This window comes from Stenotrophomonas sp. CFBP 13718, from assembly GCF_014842145.1.
GTDB lineage: Bacteria > Pseudomonadota > Gammaproteobacteria > Xanthomonadales > Xanthomonadaceae > Stenotrophomonas.
The window spans coordinates 585,374-601,450 of sequence record NZ_JACYVC010000001.1 but is presented as its reverse complement, the minus strand read 5'-3'; the positions used below and the strand labels follow the sequence as shown (position 1 = coordinate 601,450).

At 65.6% G+C, this 16,077-nt stretch carries 17 protein-coding genes; 13 read left to right on the top strand and 4 right to left on the bottom strand.

Going from position 1 to position 16,077, the window contains the following annotated elements; genetic code table 11:
* Positions 1–15 precede the first annotated feature (15 nt).
* Positions 16–678: an exopolysaccharide biosynthesis protein gene (locus IFT58_RS02690; RefSeq protein WP_192093821.1), complete on the bottom strand. Its 663-nt coding sequence runs from the start codon at positions 676–678 to the stop codon at positions 16–18.
* A complete protein-coding gene (locus tag IFT58_RS02685; RefSeq protein ID WP_188324434.1) occupies positions 662–1,972 on the bottom strand; it encodes a hemolysin family protein in 1,311 nt (436 codons plus the stop codon). Before IFT58_RS02685 ends, IFT58_RS02690 begins: the two co-directional genes overlap by 17 nt.
* 283 nt (positions 1,973–2,255) lie before the next feature.
* Here IFT58_RS02685 and IFT58_RS02680 point away from each other — a divergent pair, with 283 nt between their 5' ends.
* Positions 2,256–2,882 carry a DUF47 family protein gene (locus tag IFT58_RS02680; protein WP_188324433.1) on the top strand — a complete coding sequence of 209 codons (627 nt, stop codon included), beginning with the start codon at positions 2,256–2,258 and terminating at the stop codon, positions 2,880–2,882.
* Between the two features lie 12 nt (positions 2,883–2,894).
* Positions 2,895–4,016 (top strand): inorganic phosphate transporter, encoded by a 1,122-nt coding sequence (locus IFT58_RS02675; protein WP_188324432.1) that lies wholly within the window; start codon positions 2,895–2,897, stop codon positions 4,014–4,016.
* 141 nt (positions 4,017–4,157) lie between these two features.
* Here IFT58_RS02675 and parE read toward each other — a convergent pair whose 3' ends face one another.
* Positions 4,158–6,047, bottom strand: coding sequence for a DNA topoisomerase IV subunit B (gene parE / locus IFT58_RS02670; protein ID WP_188324431.1), 1,890 nt, complete (start codon positions 6,045–6,047; stop codon positions 4,158–4,160).
* A 164-nt stretch (positions 6,048–6,211) separates the two neighbouring features.
* On the opposite strand from parE, the gene IFT58_RS02665 reads away from it, so the two are divergent.
* The 9 genes from IFT58_RS02665 (at position 6,212) to truD (ending at position 13,743) form a co-directional block, all read left to right on the top strand.
* Positions 6,212–6,436, top strand: coding sequence for a hypothetical protein (locus tag IFT58_RS02665; RefSeq protein ID WP_188324430.1), 225 nt, complete (start codon positions 6,212–6,214; stop codon positions 6,434–6,436).
* Between the two features lie 353 nt (positions 6,437–6,789).
* Complete coding sequence (locus tag IFT58_RS02660; RefSeq protein WP_188324429.1) at positions 6,790–8,454, top strand: CTP synthase; 1,665 nt, start codon at positions 6,790–6,792, stop codon at positions 8,452–8,454.
* Between the two features lie 93 nt (positions 8,455–8,547).
* Entirely contained in the window at positions 8,548–9,378 is an 831-nt protein-coding gene (kdsA, locus tag IFT58_RS02655) for a 3-deoxy-8-phosphooctulonate synthase (RefSeq protein WP_188324428.1), read from the top strand.
* Positions 9,375–9,731: a hypothetical protein gene (locus IFT58_RS02650; RefSeq protein WP_192080516.1), complete on the top strand. Its 357-nt coding sequence runs from the start codon at positions 9,375–9,377 to the stop codon at positions 9,729–9,731. The genes kdsA and IFT58_RS02650 overlap by 4 nt, the downstream gene beginning before the upstream one ends.
* Positions 9,732–9,855: 124 nt before the next feature.
* Complete coding sequence (eno, locus tag IFT58_RS02645) at positions 9,856–11,148, top strand: phosphopyruvate hydratase (RefSeq protein WP_192080518.1); 1,293 nt, start codon at positions 9,856–9,858, stop codon at positions 11,146–11,148.
* A gap of 4 nt (positions 11,149–11,152) precedes the next feature.
* Positions 11,153–11,500, top strand: a complete 348-nt coding sequence (gene ftsB, locus IFT58_RS02640; protein WP_188324425.1) for a cell division protein FtsB — start codon at positions 11,153–11,155, stop codon at positions 11,498–11,500.
* The gene (ispD, locus tag IFT58_RS02635) at positions 11,497–12,195 is read left to right on the top strand and encodes a 2-C-methyl-D-erythritol 4-phosphate cytidylyltransferase (protein WP_188324424.1); all 699 of its coding nucleotides are present in this window, start codon (positions 11,497–11,499) and stop codon (positions 12,193–12,195) included. Before ftsB ends, ispD begins: the two co-directional genes overlap by 4 nt.
* Positions 12,196–12,229: 34 nt before the next feature.
* On the top strand, positions 12,230–12,727 hold the full coding sequence (gene ispF / locus IFT58_RS02630) for a 2-C-methyl-D-erythritol 2,4-cyclodiphosphate synthase (RefSeq protein ID WP_192093820.1): 498 nt from the start codon (positions 12,230–12,232) through the stop codon (positions 12,725–12,727).
* Positions 12,724–13,743: a tRNA pseudouridine(13) synthase TruD gene (gene truD, locus IFT58_RS02625; RefSeq protein ID WP_192093819.1), complete on the top strand. Its 1,020-nt coding sequence runs from the start codon at positions 12,724–12,726 to the stop codon at positions 13,741–13,743. The genes ispF and truD overlap by 4 nt, the downstream gene beginning before the upstream one ends.
* Before the next feature lie 142 nt (positions 13,744–13,885).
* Here the strand turns inward: truD and IFT58_RS02620 are convergent, their stop codons facing one another.
* A complete protein-coding gene (locus IFT58_RS02620) occupies positions 13,886–14,422 on the bottom strand; it encodes a Smr/MutS family protein (protein WP_192093818.1) in 537 nt (178 codons plus the stop codon).
* Between the two features lie 199 nt (positions 14,423–14,621).
* Between IFT58_RS02620 and surE the strand changes: the two genes are divergently transcribed.
* Both surE and IFT58_RS02610 read left to right on the top strand, forming a co-directional pair.
* Positions 14,622–15,401: a 5'/3'-nucleotidase SurE gene (gene surE, locus IFT58_RS02615; protein ID WP_192080738.1), complete on the top strand. Its 780-nt coding sequence runs from the start codon at positions 14,622–14,624 to the stop codon at positions 15,399–15,401.
* Positions 15,398–16,075, top strand: a complete 678-nt coding sequence (locus IFT58_RS02610; RefSeq protein WP_188324420.1) for a protein-L-isoaspartate(D-aspartate) O-methyltransferase — start codon at positions 15,398–15,400, stop codon at positions 16,073–16,075. The genes surE and IFT58_RS02610 overlap by 4 nt, the downstream gene beginning before the upstream one ends.
* Positions 16,076–16,077 lie beyond the last annotated feature (2 nt).

Genomic DNA, 16,077 nt, shown 5'->3' with positions numbered 1-16,077 from the left:
GTTTTTTTGGTAGAGCTAGAACCAGCGCTGGAACAACTCGGCGATGTAGCCAACCAGTTGTCCGGAGCTGAAGCCGAAAAAGACGATGGCGGCGATCGCCGCTATCCAGTTCACCAGCATCAACGCACCATCGCGTTCCAGCAGCGCCAGCGCGAACAGCAGCAGCTGGAAGCCGAACAGATAGTTCGTGAACGGTATCGGCAACGACAGCAGTACGGCCAGCAATACCAGCAGCAGGCCAGTAAAGGCATGTGCCAGCACCGGCACCAGCAGCTGCGGCATGCGCGGCTTCAGCAGGCGATCCAGCCGGCGCAGGGCGCCGTCGATCCGGTCCAGGAACTTGTGCATGGTGCCGCGCCGTGGACCGCGACGGGCGATGAACCCCGGTACCCACGGCTTGCGCAGGCCGAACATCATCTGCGTGCCCATCAGCAGGATCAGCGGGCCACTGACCGCGCCGCCCACGCCCGGGATCGGGATGAAGGCGGGCAGGATCGCAATGAACAGGAAGACCCCGTACGCACTCTGCTGCAGATTCTGCAGGATCTCCCCCAGCTTCATGTGCTGGGCGGGATCGCCGAACTGGAACATCGCCAACAGCGTGCGGATGCCCTCGTTGCGGTAGAGCGGCGCCTCGTCCGGCGACGGTGACGACGACGGATCAGGCGGTGAGTTCATCGGCCTGCTCGTCAGACAGCATGCGCAGCAGCAGCTTGTCGACACGCGCGCCGTCCAGATCGATGACCTCGATCCGCCAGCCGGCCCAGTCGAAATACTCGCCGACATGCGGGATGCGGCCGAAGTAGTGGATGCACATGCCGGCCAGCGTGTAGTAATCGCCATCCTCGGCGTCAGGCAGGTTGCTGGTCCCCAGCAGTTCGCGCAGGTCTTCGATGGGCAGCGACCCATCCACCAGCAGCGAGCCGTCTTCGCGCGTTACCACCAACGCATCTTCATCGGCGTTTTCGGTGGCCTGCAGGCGGCCCACCACGGCGCCCATCAGGTCGCTGATGGTCACCAGACCCTGGATTTCGCCGTACTCGTCCACCACCAGGGCCACGGACTGCTGTTCTTCGCGGAAGATTTCCAGCAGCTTCATGGCATGGGTGCTTTCCGATACGTACAGCACCTCGCGCAGGTTCTGGAACAGCGCATGGTCACCGCGTGCCATCCGCGTGGCGAGGGTCTTCACCTCGAGGATGCCGACCACGTCCGAGTCGTTCTCGCGGTACACCGGATAGCGCGAGAATTCGTTCTCGCTCATGATTTCCAGGTTCTTTTCCAGCGCGCCCTGGGTGTCCAGCCACGCGATGCGGTTGCGCGGGGTCATCAGGCTGTCCGCGGTGCGGTCGCCCAGTCGCATGACGCGGTTCATCATGTCGCGCTCGTGCGCATCGATGACGCCGGCTTCGTGGCTTTCGGCCACCAGCATGCGGATCTCTTCTTCACTGACGCTGGCGGCTTCGTCCTTGCCCAGGCCGATCACCCGCAGCACCAAGCGCGTGGTATGCGACAGCAGCCAGACGCCGGGGGCGGCCACCTTGGCCAGCCAGCTCATCGGCAGGGCGACCAGCCCGGCGATATCCTCCGATCGGGTGATGGCCAGGCGCTTGGGCACCAGCTCACCGAAGATCAGGGTCAGGAAGGTGATCAGGGCCACGGCCAGGGTCTTGCCCACGCCGGACGCATAGGCGAACCCGGGGGCGACTTCATGGATCCACGCCCCGATGGCCTCGCCGATGGCTTCACCGCCGAACAGGCCGGTCAGCACGCCGATCAGCGTGATGCCGATCTGCACCGTGGACAGGAAGTTTTCCGGCCGCTCGGACAGCTCCAGGGCGCGCGCCGCACGCTTGGAGGAGTGCGCCATCTGCTTCAGGCGGCTCTTGCGTGAGGTCATGACCGACATCTCGGACATGGCGAAGAAACCGTTCAACAGAACGAGGGCGAGGACAATGATCAGTTCAAACACGGGCGGCATCCCCGGTTGGTGGCAGGGAGGGCGGGTGCTTGCGATGGCGGCAGGCGCTGGGGAGGTAAGTCCGGCGCGGCGGCGGGGGGTAAGGGTCGTCTTCCATAGGTGTGCGCCCGTGGGCGCGCTGGCATCTTAGCAAACAGGGGGTGGAATGCTGCAAGTGCCTGTTCAGGTAGAGGGGAAAACCAGACAGAAGTGTCGGGGAGTACCCGGAACGGTCATCTAGCCGTCATAATTCCGTCTGGTGCCGTCCTTCCCGCGACGGCGAACAGGTTTCTCGATGTTCTCTCTGCAGACCATTTTCGGCTCCGGCAAACAGTTCTACACCCTGCTTGATGAGGCTGCCGTCGCGGCCAACGACAGCGCCCGGGCCTTGCACGCCATGATGCGCGAGTCCGACCGCCAGCCTGCGCTGGACGCCTTCAAGCTTGCCCGCCTGCGTGAGCGCGCCGCGTCGGACAAGATCAGCCAGGCCCTGGTTGACAGCTTCATGACCCCGATCGAGCGGGAGGATATCGAAGCGCTGGGTTCGGCGCTCTACAAGATCCCCAAGCAGATCGAGAAGTTCGCTGATCGCTACTCGCTGGCGGTGGCCCATCTGGAACACATCGATTTCGCGCCGCGCGCGGCGATGCTGGAACAGGCGGCCGGCGTGGTGGTGGAGATGGTGGCCGACCTGCGCCACATGAACCTCGATCGCATGACCGCGCTGAACGAGAAGCTGCGCGCGCTGGAGAACGAGGCCGACCGGCTGATGCTGGAGCTGTACCGCGATATCTATTCCGGTCGCCTGGACCACGTGCAGATGTTCCTGTTGAAGGAGTTCTTCGAGATTCTGGAAAAGGCCATCGACCGCTGCCGGGAAGCCGGCGTCGTGGCGTACCAGATCGTGTTGAAGAACAGCTGACGGGCCGCACGGATGCTGACCCTTGTCCTGGTGGTGATCTTCACCGCTCTCGTCTTCGAGTTCATCAACGGCTTCCACGATACGGCGAACTCGATTGCCACCGTGGTGGCGACCAAAGTGCTGTCCCCGGGCTGGGCAGTGATGATGGCCGCCTTCATGAACCTCATCGGCGCGCTCACCGGCACCGCCGTCGCGCTGACCATCGCCTCGGGCCTGCTCAACACCAACGTGGTCGACGTGACGCCGCAGGTGATCCTGTGCGCGCTGCTGGGCGGCATCATCTGGAATCTGATCACCTGGTGGAAGGGGCTGCCTTCCTCGTCGTCCCACGCGCTGATCGGCGGTCTGTGTGGTGCAGGCCTTGCGGCCGCGCAGAACAACTGGGATGCGCTGATCTGGTCGGAGCGCCTCGGCAGCTGGGCGCAGAACAAGGGCCTGCTGTGGAAGGTCTTCGTGCCGATGATCACCTCGCCGGTGGCGGGCTTCCTGCTCGGCATCCTGGTGATGCTGCTGCTGTGGGCGCTGATTGCGGCCCTGGCCAAGGTCGGCGGTGCGATCGGTCGCCTGGCGCGTCCGCGCTTCGTCAACATGTTCTTCGGCAAGGCGCAGATCGTCTCGGCGGCCTACATGGGCTTCGCCCACGGCCATAACGATGCGCAGAAGACCATGGGCATCATCGCGATGACCTTGATCGGTGCCGAAGCCACGGGCGCCTTGAACGACCTGCCGTCCTTCCTGGCGTTCATGCACCCTGACGCGAGTGCCGGCGACGGCATCGCGATGTGGATCGTGTTGACGTGTGCGGTGGTGATGGCGGCTGGTACGGCGTCGGGCGGCTGGAAGATCATCAAGACGCTGGGCCACAAGATGGTCAAGCTGCACCCGATCCATGGCTTTGCGGCGGAAACCAGCTCGGCAACGGTGCTGACGGTGGCCGCGCACTTCGGCATGCCGGTGTCGACCACGCACAGCATCTCCACCGCGATCATGGGCGTGGGCTTTGCCAAAAACCCGCGTTCGCTGCGCCTCGGCGTGATCGAGCGCATCGTATGGGCGTGGATCCTGACCATTCCCGCTGCGGGCGGTTGCGCCTACCTGATCCTCAAGCTGTTCGAGATGATCGGCTGGGCCTGACGGCGGTCGCTTTTCATCGGTAGCGCCGAGCCATGCTCGGCGGCTTTCCCTCAGCGTACGGAAGCCCGCCGAGCATGGCTCGGCGCTACCAGATCCGCCACGGCACAAAAAAACGCCGGCCCTTGAGGCCGGCGTTTTTGTTCAGGCTTCCAGCGACGCCAGGTCGCCCTTGGTCTCCAACCACCCCTTCCGGTCCGATGCCCGCTTCTTCGCCAGGAGCATGTCCATCAGCGAATGGGTCATCTCGCCGTCGTCGATGGTCAGCTGCACCAGGCGGCGTGTATCGGGATGGATGGTCGATTCGCGCAGCTGCGGCGGGTTCATCTCGCCCAGGCCCTTGAAGCGGGTGACGCTGATCGCGCCCTTGATCTTCTCGCGCTCGATCTTGTCCAGCATGGTGCGCTTCTCTTCTTCGTCCAGCGCGTAGAACACCTGCTTGCCCACGTCGATGCGGAACAGCGGTGGCATCGCCACGAACACGTGGCCGGCATCGACCAGCGCCGGGAAGTGCTTCAGGAACAGCGCCGTAAGCAGGGTCGCAATGTGCAGGCCGTCGGAATCGGCGTCGGCCAGGATCACCACCTTGCCGTAGCGCAGGCCGCTGATGTCGTCCTTGCCCGGGTCGCAGCCGATCGCGATGGCCAGGTTGTGCACTTCCTCCGACGCCAGCACGCTGTTGGACGACACTTCCCAGGTGTTCAGGATCTTGCCGCGCAGCGGCATGATCGCCTGGAAATCCTTGTCACGCGCCTGCTTGGCGCTGCCGCCCGCGGAGTCACCCTCCACCAGGAACAGCTCGGTGCGCGACAGGTCCTGGCTGATGCAGTCCGCCAGTTTGCCGGGCAGGGCAGGGCCCTGGGTGACCTTCTTGCGGACCACCAGCTTTTCCGTCTTCAGGCGGGCGCTGGCACGCTCGATGGCCAGCTGCGCGATCCGCTCGCCCATCTCCACGTTCTGGTTGAGCAGCAGGCTGAAGGCATCGTGGGCGGCGCCCTCGACGAAACCGGCGGCCTGGCGCGAGGACAGGCGTTCCTTGGTCTGGCCACTGAACTGCGGGTCGGTCATCTTCACCGAAAGCACGAAAGCCACGCGGTCCCACACGTCTTCCGGTGCCAGCTTGACGCCACGCGGCAGCAGGTTGCGGAAGTCGCAGAACTCGCGCAGGGCTTCGGTCAGGCCGGTGCGCAGGCCGTTGACATGGGTGCCGTGCTGGGCGGTCGGGATCAGGTTGACGTAGCTTTCCTGGACCAGCTCGCCCTCCGGCATCCAGGCAACGGCCCAGTCGGCGATCTCGTTCTCTTTCTTGACGTGGCCGACGAACAGGTTGGTCGGCAGCATCTCGCGCTCGCCGAGCTCGACCTTCAGATAATCGCGGAGGCCGTCTTCGTAATGCCAGGTATCGACCTCACCGGTTGCCTCGTCGGTCAGCTTCACGGTCAGGCCCGGGCACAGCACCGCCTTGGCGCGGAGCAGGTGCTTGAGGGCACGTACGGCGAACTTGGGGGTGTCGAAGTACTTCGGGTCCGGCCAGAAGCGCAGGCGCGTGCCGGTGTTCTTCTTGCCCACGCTGCCCACTACCTCCAGCGGCGAGGCCAGGTCGCCGTTGCGGAAGGTGATGCGGTGCTCGGCGCCTTCGCGCTTGATGTGCAGCTCCACCAGGGTGGACAGGGCATTGACCACGCTCACGCCCACGCCATGCAGGCCGCCGGAGAAGGTGTAATTGTTGTTGTTGAATTTGCCGCCGGCATGCAGGCGGGTCAGGATCAGCTCCACACCCGGAATCTTTTCTTCCGGGTGGATGTCCACGGGCATGCCGCGGCCGTCATCGCTGACCTCCACGCTGCCGTCCTTGTACAAGGTGATCTCGATGGAACGGGCGTGGCCGGCCAGCGCTTCGTCCACCGAGTTGTCGATCACTTCCTGCGCCAGGTGGTTCGGGCGGGTGGTGTCGGTGTACATGCCGGGGCGGCGCTTGACGGGGTCAAGGCCGGACAGGACTTCGATATCGGCGGCGTTATAGCGGGCGTTCATCTATATTTCAAAGCGTTGGAGCGACGCGCAAGTGTGCGGTCTGGGCGGGTATTTTGCACGCCTGCGGTTCATCTGGCAGGGCCGGCGGGGCGCTAAAATGGTCACAGCTGGGAAAAGGACGCCAGCACCCCCCGTTTCCGGGTCGATACCGCGAGGAGGACTCCATGAAGAAGCTGCTTACCATCGCTGTCATCGCTGCTGCCGTGGTCGCCGTGCCACTGGCAATGGCGCAGAACGCACCGCCGCAGGGTGATCAGGCCAACGCCGCGCAGGCGGAGGCGGACGCCAAGGCCAAGCGCCGTGCGCAGGCCAACGCGGAACTGAAGGCCAAGGGCCAGCAGACGCCGCCGCGCGAGGAAGAAGAGGAAGAGGCGCGCAAGAAGCGCTGACGTCCGCTGTTTCGGTAACCAGGCCCCGGCATTGCCGGGGCTTTCTTTTTGGCCGGTTGGCGGCGCCCCCTTGGGCTTGGGCGCTTCAATCTGTAAACTATCGCTTTCCGGGAGTAGTGCGTGTCCACCATCAGCGATTGGACTGGCAAGGCCATGCTTGGCGGCCAGCAAGGCTGGGCGCAGGTGACGGTCTCCATGACCGGCACGGCCAAGCTGACCTCGCACGATGGTCAACGCACCGCCCGCTCCCTCGCTGCTCCAGCGAACCGGAAAACCCCCTTCCAGCCCACCCCCTGCCCCTCGGGACAGGGGAGTGCGGCCGTTTTCCAATTCAATACAGGATGCTTGCAGCCATGACTCCCTTGATTTTCGTAACCGGCGGCGTGGTGTCCTCGCTCGGCAAAGGCATTGCCGCCGCGTCACTGGCCGCCATCCTCGAGGCGCGTGGCCTGAAGGTCACGATGATGAAGCTCGACCCGTACATCAACGTCGACCCGGGCACCATGAGCCCGTTCCAGCACGGCGAGGTGTACGTCACCGATGACGGCGCCGAGACCGACCTGGATCTGGGCCATTACGAGCGCTTCGTGCGCACGCGCCTGAGCCGCAAGAACTCGGTCACCACCGGCCGCATCTACGAGAACGTGATCCGCAAGGAGCGTCGCGGCGACTACCTCGGCGCCACCGTGCAGGTCATCCCGCACATCACCGATGAGATCCGTCGCTGCATCGATGAAGCGACCGAAGGCTTCGACGTGGCACTGGTGGAGATCGGTGGCACGGTCGGCGACATCGAGTCGTTGCCGTTCCTGGAAGCGATCCGCCAGGTGCGCACCGAGCGCGGCCCGGAAAAAGCCTTGTTCATGCACCTCACCCTGGTGCCTTACATCAGTGCTGCGGGTGAGCTGAAGACCAAGCCGACCCAGCATTCGGTGAAGGAACTGCGCTCGATCGGCATCCAGCCGGATGTGCTGCTGTGCCGTTCCGAGCAGGCAGTGCCGGATTCGGAGCGTCGCAAGATCGCCCAGTTCACCAACGTCTCCGAGCGTGCGGTGATCAGCGTGCCGGACGTGGACGTGCTGTACAGCATCCCGATGGGCCTGCATGCGCAGGGCCTGGACGACATCGTGGTCAACCAGTTCAAGCTGGCCGACAAAGTCGGTCCGGTGGATCTGTCGATGTGGGAAGACGCAGTGGATGCGACGCTGAACCCGCTCGATGCAGTCACCATCGCCGTGGTCGGCAAGTACGTCGACCATCAGGACGCGTACAAATCCGTTGGCGAAGCGCTCAAGCACGGTGGCCTGCGCCAGCGCACCAAGGTCACCCTGAAGTGGCTGGAAGCACAGGAGCTGGAAGGCAGCGACATGTCCGCGCTGGCCGATGTCGATGGCATCCTGGTGCCGGGTGGCTTCGGCGACCGCGGCTTCGAAGGCAAGGTGCTGACCTCGCAATACGCCCGTGAGCACAAGGTGCCGTACTTCGGCATCTGCTACGGCATGCAGGCTGCGGTGGTGGATTACGCACGCCACGTGGTCGGCCTGGAAGGCGCCAACAGCACCGAGAATGACCGCCAGTCGCCGAACCCGGTGATCGGCCTGATCACCGAATGGCGTACCGCCACCGGCGACGTTGAAAAGCGCGACGACAAGAGCGACCTGGGTGGCACGATGCGCCTGGGCCTGCAGGAACAGCGCCTGAAGCCGGGCACCCTGGCCCGCGAGCTGTACGGGCAGGACGTGGTGTCCGAGCGTCATCGCCACCGCTACGAGTTCAACAACCGCTACCGTACCCAGCTGGAAGACGCCGGCCTGGTGATCGCCGGCAAGTCGATGGACGACACGCTGGTGGAAGTGGTCGAGCTACCGCGCAGTGCGCATCCGTGGTTCCTGGCCTGCCAGGCGCATCCGGAATTCCTGTCGACGCCGCGTGCGGGGCACCCGTTGTTCATCGGTTTCATCCGGGCCGCGCGCGAGCGCAAGGCCGGTGGCCAGCCGCTGGCCGAAGCAAACGCCTGACTTGCAGCGGGGGCGAGGCGCCCCCATCTTCGGCACTGAAAACCCTGCTGCCTGCCGGCCCTGTCGGCACCGCGCAATTACCAAGGAAATGCCATGAAACTGTGTGGATTCGAGGTCGGGCTGGACCAGCCCCTGTTCCTGATCGCCGGCCCCTGCGTGATCGAGTCGATGCAGCTGCAGCTCGACGTTGCCGGGCGTCTGAAGGAAATCACCGGGCGGATGGGCGTCAACTTCATCTTCAAGTCGAGCTTCGACAAGGCCAACCGTACCTCCGGCACGTCCTTCCGTGGCCCGGGCCTGGAAGAAGGCCTGAAGGTGCTGGCCGAGGTGAAGAAGCAGATCGGCGTGCCGGTGCTGACCGACGTGCACGAATACACCCCGATGGACGAAGTGGCCTCGGTGGTCGATGTGCTGCAGACCCCAGCCTTCCTGGTCCGGCAGACCGACTTCATCACCAAGGTCTGCGCCGCTGGCAAGCCGGTGAACATCAAGAAGGGTCAGTTCCTGTCCCCGTGGGACATGAAGCCGGTGGTGGAGAAGGCCAAGGCGACCGGCAACGAGCAGATCATGGTCTGTGAGCGCGGCGCCAGCTTTGGTTACAACAATCTGGTCAGCGACATGCGCTCGCTGTCGGTGATGCGCGATACCGGCTGCCCGGTGGTGTTCGATGCCACCCATTCGGTGCAGCTGCCGGGCGGGCAGGGCAACAGCTCGGGTGGCCAGCGCGAGTTCGTGCCGGTGCTGTCGCGTGCCGCGGTCGCCGTGGGCGTGTCGGGTCTGTTCGCCGAGACCCACCCGGACCCGTCCAAGGCATTGTCTGACGGCCCGAACGCCTGGCCGCTGGACCGCATGGAAGAACTGCTTGAAACCCTGATGGAGCTCGATGCCGTGACCAAGAAGCACGGGTTCTCGCGCTTCGCATGAGTCAGGACCCGTGGGCGGCGCTGGATGCGCGCCGCCAGCGGCGGCACTGGCGCCAGTGGCCCTGGGGCTGGACGGCGTTGACGCTGTCCATTGCGGCCTGGATCTGCCTGTTCGCGCTGGCGTTCCTGGTGGCGGCCAGCGTCGGCATGCCCGGCGACGGCGACCATGCCATGCGCGCCACCCGCGTTCCCCTGTTCATCACCGTGGCGTTTGGCGGGTTGGTGGTGATCGGTTGCCTGATCGCCAGCGTGCTTTCGCTGCGCTTGCCGCAACGGCCAGCAGGCGGTGTCGCAGCGCTTGCGTTGCTGGCGCTGCTGATGGCCTGCCTGGCGTTGCCTGCGCTGCTGTCCTGAACGCTGCGCGGGGCGGTGTCACCGCTGCCCTGCGCGCCGATTTGGCATCTGACCGGTGTGCGGGGATAATCACGCGGCATTCGTTTTTGTCGCATCCCTCTACAAACAGGTAACCGGCCAGCCCATGAGTACGATCCGCAGCATCCACGCCCGTGAAATCCTCGACAGCCGTGGCAACCCCACGCTGGAAGCCGACGTCATCCTGGAGGACGGTTCGTTCGGTCGCGCCGCCGTGCCCTCCGGCGCCTCGACCGGCACCAAGGAAGCGGTGGAGCTGCGTGACGGCGACAAGACCCGTTACCTGGGCAAGGGCGTGCGCAAGGCCGTGGAGAACATCAACGGCGCGATCGCTGGCGCGCTGACCGGTTTCGATGCCGCCGACCAGGAAGGCCTCGACCGCCGCCTGATCGATCTGGACGGGACCGAGAACAAGGGCCGCCTGGGCGCCAACGCGCTGCTGGGTGTTTCCATGGCCGCCGCGCATGCCGCCGCTGCTTCCAGCAAGCAGGCGCTGTGGCAGTACCTGGCCGGCAAGACCGGCGTCACCCCGTCGTTGCCGGTGCCGATGATGAACATCATCAACGGCGGTGCGCACGCGGACAACAACGTGGACTTCCAGGAGTTCATGGTGCTGCCGGTCGGCTTCACGTCTTTCTCCGAAAGCCTGCGTGCCGGTACGGAAATCTTCCATTCGCTGAAGTCGGTGCTGAAGGGCCATGGCCTGAGCACGGCAGTCGGCGACGAAGGCGGCTTCGCGCCGGACTTCCGTAGCAACGTCGAAGCGCTCGACACCATCCTCGAAGCGATCGGCAAGGCCGGCTACACCGCCGGTGAAGACATCCTGCTCGGCCTGGACGTGGCGTCCAGCGAGTTCTACGAGAACGGCAAGTACAACCTGGTGGGCGAGAACAAGCGCCTGACCTCGGATCAGTTCGTCGACTTCCTGGCCGACTGGGCCGCGCAGTACCCGATCATCACCATCGAAGACGGTCTGGCCGAGAACGATTGGGCAGGCTGGAAGCTGCTCACCGACCGCATCGGCAAGACCGTGCAGCTGGTGGGTGACGATCTGTTCGTGACCAATCCGCGCATCTTCAAGGAAGGCATCGATTCGGGCACTGCCAACGCCATCCTGATCAAGGTCAACCAGATCGGCACGCTGAGCGAAACGCTCGAAGCGATCGCCATGGCCGACCGTGCCGGCTATGCCGCCATCGTGTCGCACCGTTCCGGTGAGACCGAAGACACCACCATCGCCGACATCGCCGTCGCGACCACGGCGACCCAGATCAAGACGGGTTCTCTGTGCCGCAGCGACCGCGTGGCCAAGTACAACCAGCTGCTGCGCATCGAAGAAGCGCTGGGTGCCGGTGCGCGCTACGCCGGTCGCGACGCTTTCGTTTCGCTGAAGCGCTGATCCCATGCGCAACTGGCGGTGGGTGCTGTTGGCGTTGGCCCTGCTGCTGGCATGGTTGCAGTACCGCTTCTGGTTCGGCCCGGGCAATTCAGGGGAAGTGATGACCCTGGAGGCCCAGGTCGAGCACCAGAACCGCGATAACGACGGTCTGCAGCAGCGCAATGATGCGCTGGCTGCGGAAGTGCAGGACCTCAAGGATGGCCAGGCCGCCATCGAAGAGCGCGCGCGCAGCGAGCTGGGCATGATCAAGCCCGGCGAGAAGTTCTACCGCGTGGTGGAAGATGCGCCGGTGGCCCCGGTGCGGGCGCCCGCCGCAGTACCCGTAGTCGAGCACCCGGCGGACGTGCCATGAGCGCGGCGATCTGGGTGGTGGTGCCTGCCGCCGGTCGGGGTGCGCGCTTCGGCGCTGCCCTGCCGAAGCAGTACCTCGAGGCTGGCGGGCAGAGGGTGATCGCGCACACGCTGGACGCCTTGCTGGTGCACCCGGCCGTGGCCGGCGCGATGGTGGTCATCAGCCAGGATGATGTCGACTGGCCAGGCTGGACCGAATGGGCGGGCAAGCCGGTGTTGACCTGCGTTGGCGGCGCTACCCGCGCAGACTCCGTGCTGGCCGGTCTGCAGGCCCTGCCGGACAGCGTGCGTGCCGATGAGTTCGTGCTGGTGCACGATGCGGCGCGACCGAACCTGGCACTGGTCGACCTCAGCCGGTTGTTGGAAGTAGGGCGGGCCGATCCGGTGGGCGCGATCCTGGCCGCACCGGTCCGCGACACGCTGAAGCGTGCAGGCGATGACGGTGGCATCGATGGCACCGAGCCGCGTGCACGGTTATGGCGCGCGTTGACGCCGCAGCTGTTCCGCCGTCACCAGCTCAGCCGCGCGCTGGCAGAGGCCGCCGCTGCCGGGGTCGAGGTTACCGACGATGCCATGGCCATGGAGCGCCAGGGCCAGCGCCCGCTGCTGGTGGAAGGTAGCGAGGACAATTTCAAGGTCACTACGCCGTCCGACCTGGACCGCTTCGAATTCGTACTCTCCCGTCGCGCCGGCTGATCCAGCTGCGCGTGGCATTGCAAAGGCACCACCCATGACCACCCTTCCTTTCCCGCCTGTCCGCATCGGCCAGGGTTACGACGTCCATGCCTTCGGCGAGGGCGACCACATCATGCTGGGGGGCGTGCGCGTGCCGCACAGTGCCGGCGTGCTCGCACACAGCGACGGCGACGTCATCCTGCACGCGCTCTGTGATGCCATGTTGGGTGCCTTGGCGCTGGGCGACATCGGCCAGCATTTCCCACCCAGCGACGAGCGCTGGAAGGATGCCGACAGCAGTGATTTCGTCATCCACTGCGATGCGCTGCTGCGCTCGCGTGGCTGGCAGGTCGGCAACACCGACATCACCGTGATCTGCGAGCGCCCGAAGGTCGGGCCGCACGCGATGGCCATGCGCGAGCGCATCGCCGAACTGCTGCAACTGCCGCTGGATGCAGTGAGCATCAAGGCAACCACCTCGGAGAAGCTGGGGTTCACCGGTCGCAGCGAAGGCATTGCCGCCCAGGCCATCGTGCTGCTGGTGGCGGCATGATTCCGTTGCCGCTGGCCTTCGGTGCGCCGCTGTTTTCCAACGCCCGCATCCGCACCACGCCGGAAGATTTCCAGGTAGACGAACTGCCTGCCTTCGAGCCGACCGGCGAGGGCGAACACCTGCTGCTGGAGATCCGCAAGCGCGGTGCCAATACCGTGCACGTGGCCACGCTGCTGGCGAAATGGGCGGGACTGCCGGAGATGGCAGTGAGCTTCGCCGGGATGAAGGACCGCCATGCGGTGACCACGCAGCGTTTCAGCGTGCATCTGCCCAAGCGCGTGGCCCCCGACCTGGCGTTGCTGGCCAGCGACGAAGTGGAGGTCGTGTCGTCGACCTGGCACAACCGCAAGTTGCAGCGTGGCGCACTGGCGGGCAACCGCTTCAAGCTGGTACTGCGCGAGGTGGACGGCGATCCGCAGGCCATCGATGAGCGGCTGCAGCAGATTGCCGTGCGCGGCATTCCCAACTGGTTCGGTGAGCAGCGGTTCGGCCGTGACGGTGGCAACGTACCGGCGGCGCTGGCGATGTTCGGTGGCCGCCGCATGCGCAAGGACCAGCGCTCGCTGCTGCTGTCGGCTGCCCGCTCGGCGCTGTTCAACCGCGTGCTGGCCGCGCGCGTGGAGCAGGGCAGCTGGGATCAGCCGCTGGACGGCGAGGTGTGGATGCTGGACGGCAGCCGCAGCGTCTTCGGTCCGGAAGCCTGGACCGACGTGCTGGCCGAGCGCCTGGCGCGTTTCGACATCCATCCGAGCGGCCCGTTGTGGGGTGCTGGCGAACTGCGCAGCACCGATGCCGCACGCGAACTCGAACTGGCCGCGATCAGCGACGAGGAGTCGCTGGCGCTGCGCGCAGGGCTGGAAGCGGAAGGACTGAAGCACGAGCGCCGCGCCCTGCGCCTGCGTCCGGCATTGCTGCAGCACCAGTGGCTGGAAGAAGGCGTGCTGGAGCTCAGCTTCGCGCTGCCGCCGGGCTGCTACGCGACGGCCGTCCTGCAGGAACTCGGCCCCGTCAGCTGAAAAAAAGGGGACGGAGGGGATTAAGTCGCTCAAAAAGGGGACGGAGGGGGTTAAGTCGCATTTGGCCCACGCGTGGGCCAAATGCGACTTAACCCCCTCCGTCCCCTTTTTACTTAATCCCCTCCGTCCCCTTTTTTTTGCTCTACCGCGCCAGCAGTACCAGCACGGCGCCGGTGCCGCCTTGGCCGGAGGGGGCCGAGTGGAAGGCGAGGATGTCGTTGCGCAGCCGCAGGTGACGGTCGACCAGGTTCTTCAGCACCGGGGCGCCGCCGTCGGCCTGCAGGCCCTTGCCGTGGATGATCCGGACGCAGCCGTGGTCGTGGGCGTGCGCTTCCAGCAGGAACTGGCGCAGCAGGGTTTCGGCCTGGGCGGCCGTGGCGCCGTGCAGGTCCAGCTCGTCCTGTACCGAGTACTGGCCCTTCTTCAGTCGTTGGAACATGCGCGGGGGCAGGTTGTCACGGCGGTAGCTCAGCGCGTCGCCGGCATCCAGTGGCGGCCCTGCCCGCAGCAGGCGGGCGAACTCCCCCAGTGCTTCCTGATCGTCGCGTTCGGCCATGCGCGCACGCGGGCGCGGCTTCGGCGCGGCCGGAGCCGGCTCGCTGACCTTGCGCAGCGGCGTGATCTCGCCGATGGCCGAGCGGAACAGTTCGGCAGGATCTTCGTCATGCGGATGCGACATGCTCACAGATTACCGCATGCGGCCCCGGCCATGAGCGCTGTCCAATGACCCATGGCAGGGTAGGCCATGGGGGCGGCTTGCGGCACAATACAGAACGCACTTGCGAGGTTGCGGCATGCGCCGGGGGGAGCGCCGCGACATGTCCATGTCAGCAGTGATGGAAGCAGAAGTCTTGAACGATCAAGTGGTTAAAACGCAGATGCGGGTCCTGGTCAGCAACGATGACGGCGTCGACGCCCCCGGTATCGGCATGCTGGCGTCTGTCCTGCGCGAAGCGGGCCATGAGGTCACCGTGGTGGCGCCCGACCGTGATCGCTCCGGTGCCAGCAATTCGCTGACGCTGGACCTGCCGATCCGCGTAAAGCGCCTGGACCCCTCCACCGTCTCGGTTGCCGGTACGCCCACCGATTGCGTGCACCTGGCACTGACCGGCCTGCTGGACAACGAGCCGGACATGGTGGTTTCCGGCATCAACAACGTGGCCAACCTGGGCGACGACGTGATCTATTCCGGCACCGTGTCCGCCGCGATGGAGGGCCGCCACCTGGGCCTGCCCGCGGTCGCGGTGTCACTGGTGAGCCGCAACCATGAGCCGAAGCATTTCGAGACGGCGGCGCGAGCGGCAGTGGAGATCGTCGCGCAGTTGAAGGCCGATCCGTTGCCGGCCGACACCATTCTCAACGTCAACGTGCCCGACCTGCCCTGGGACGAAGTGAAAGGCTTCGAGGTCACGCGTCTGGGCAACCGCCATCGCGCCGAAGGCTGCATCGCGCAGAAAGACCCGCGCGGCAATACGGTGTACTGGATCGGCCCGGCCGGTCGTGAACAGGATTCCGGTCCCGGCACCGACTTCCATGCGGTACGTACCGGCTTCATCTCCATCACCCCGATCCAGGTCGACCTGACCCGTTACCAGGCGCTGGAGAACGTTGCCAGCTGGGTAGGTGGGCTGACTGCCGCGCTGGGCCGACCGGCATGAGCCAGCGCCTGCGCCTGCAGCCGGAAGCCGTCGGCATCGGCATGACCTCCCAGCGGGTGCGTGACCGACTCGTCGAGCGCCTGCGTGAGGCGGGCATCGTGGACGAGGCTACGCTCAACGCCATCCGCGTCGTGCCGCGTCACCTTTTCATCGACGAAGCGCTGGCCTCGCGTGCCTACGAAGATACGGCGCTGCCGATCGGCCATGGGCAGACCATTTCGCAGCCGTGGGTCGTGGCGCGGATGACCGAGGCGGTGCTGCAGGTCGCACCGAAGAATGTGCTGGAAGTCGGCACCGGTTCGGGCTATCAGGCGGCCGTGCTCGGTGCCGTAGGCCTGGAGGTGTTTACCGTGGAGCGGATCGGCGACCTGCTGCGCCAGGCGCGCAAGCGCTTCCGTTCGCTGGCGATGAACATCCGTACCAAGCACGATGACGGCCGCGTGGGCTGGCCGGAGCATGGCCCGTACGATGCGATCGTGGTGACTGCTGCAGCGCCTGCGTTGGTCGACGCGCTGGTGGAGCAACTGGCGGTCGGTGGACGCTTGGTCGCGCCGGTCGGCGGGCCGGGCGCGCAGTCGCTGGTGCAGTTGGACAGGCTGGAGGATGGCAGCATCACGCAGTCCGTGTTGGCGCCGGTCACCTTCGTGCCGTTGCTGTCTGGCATGCTTGACTGAAT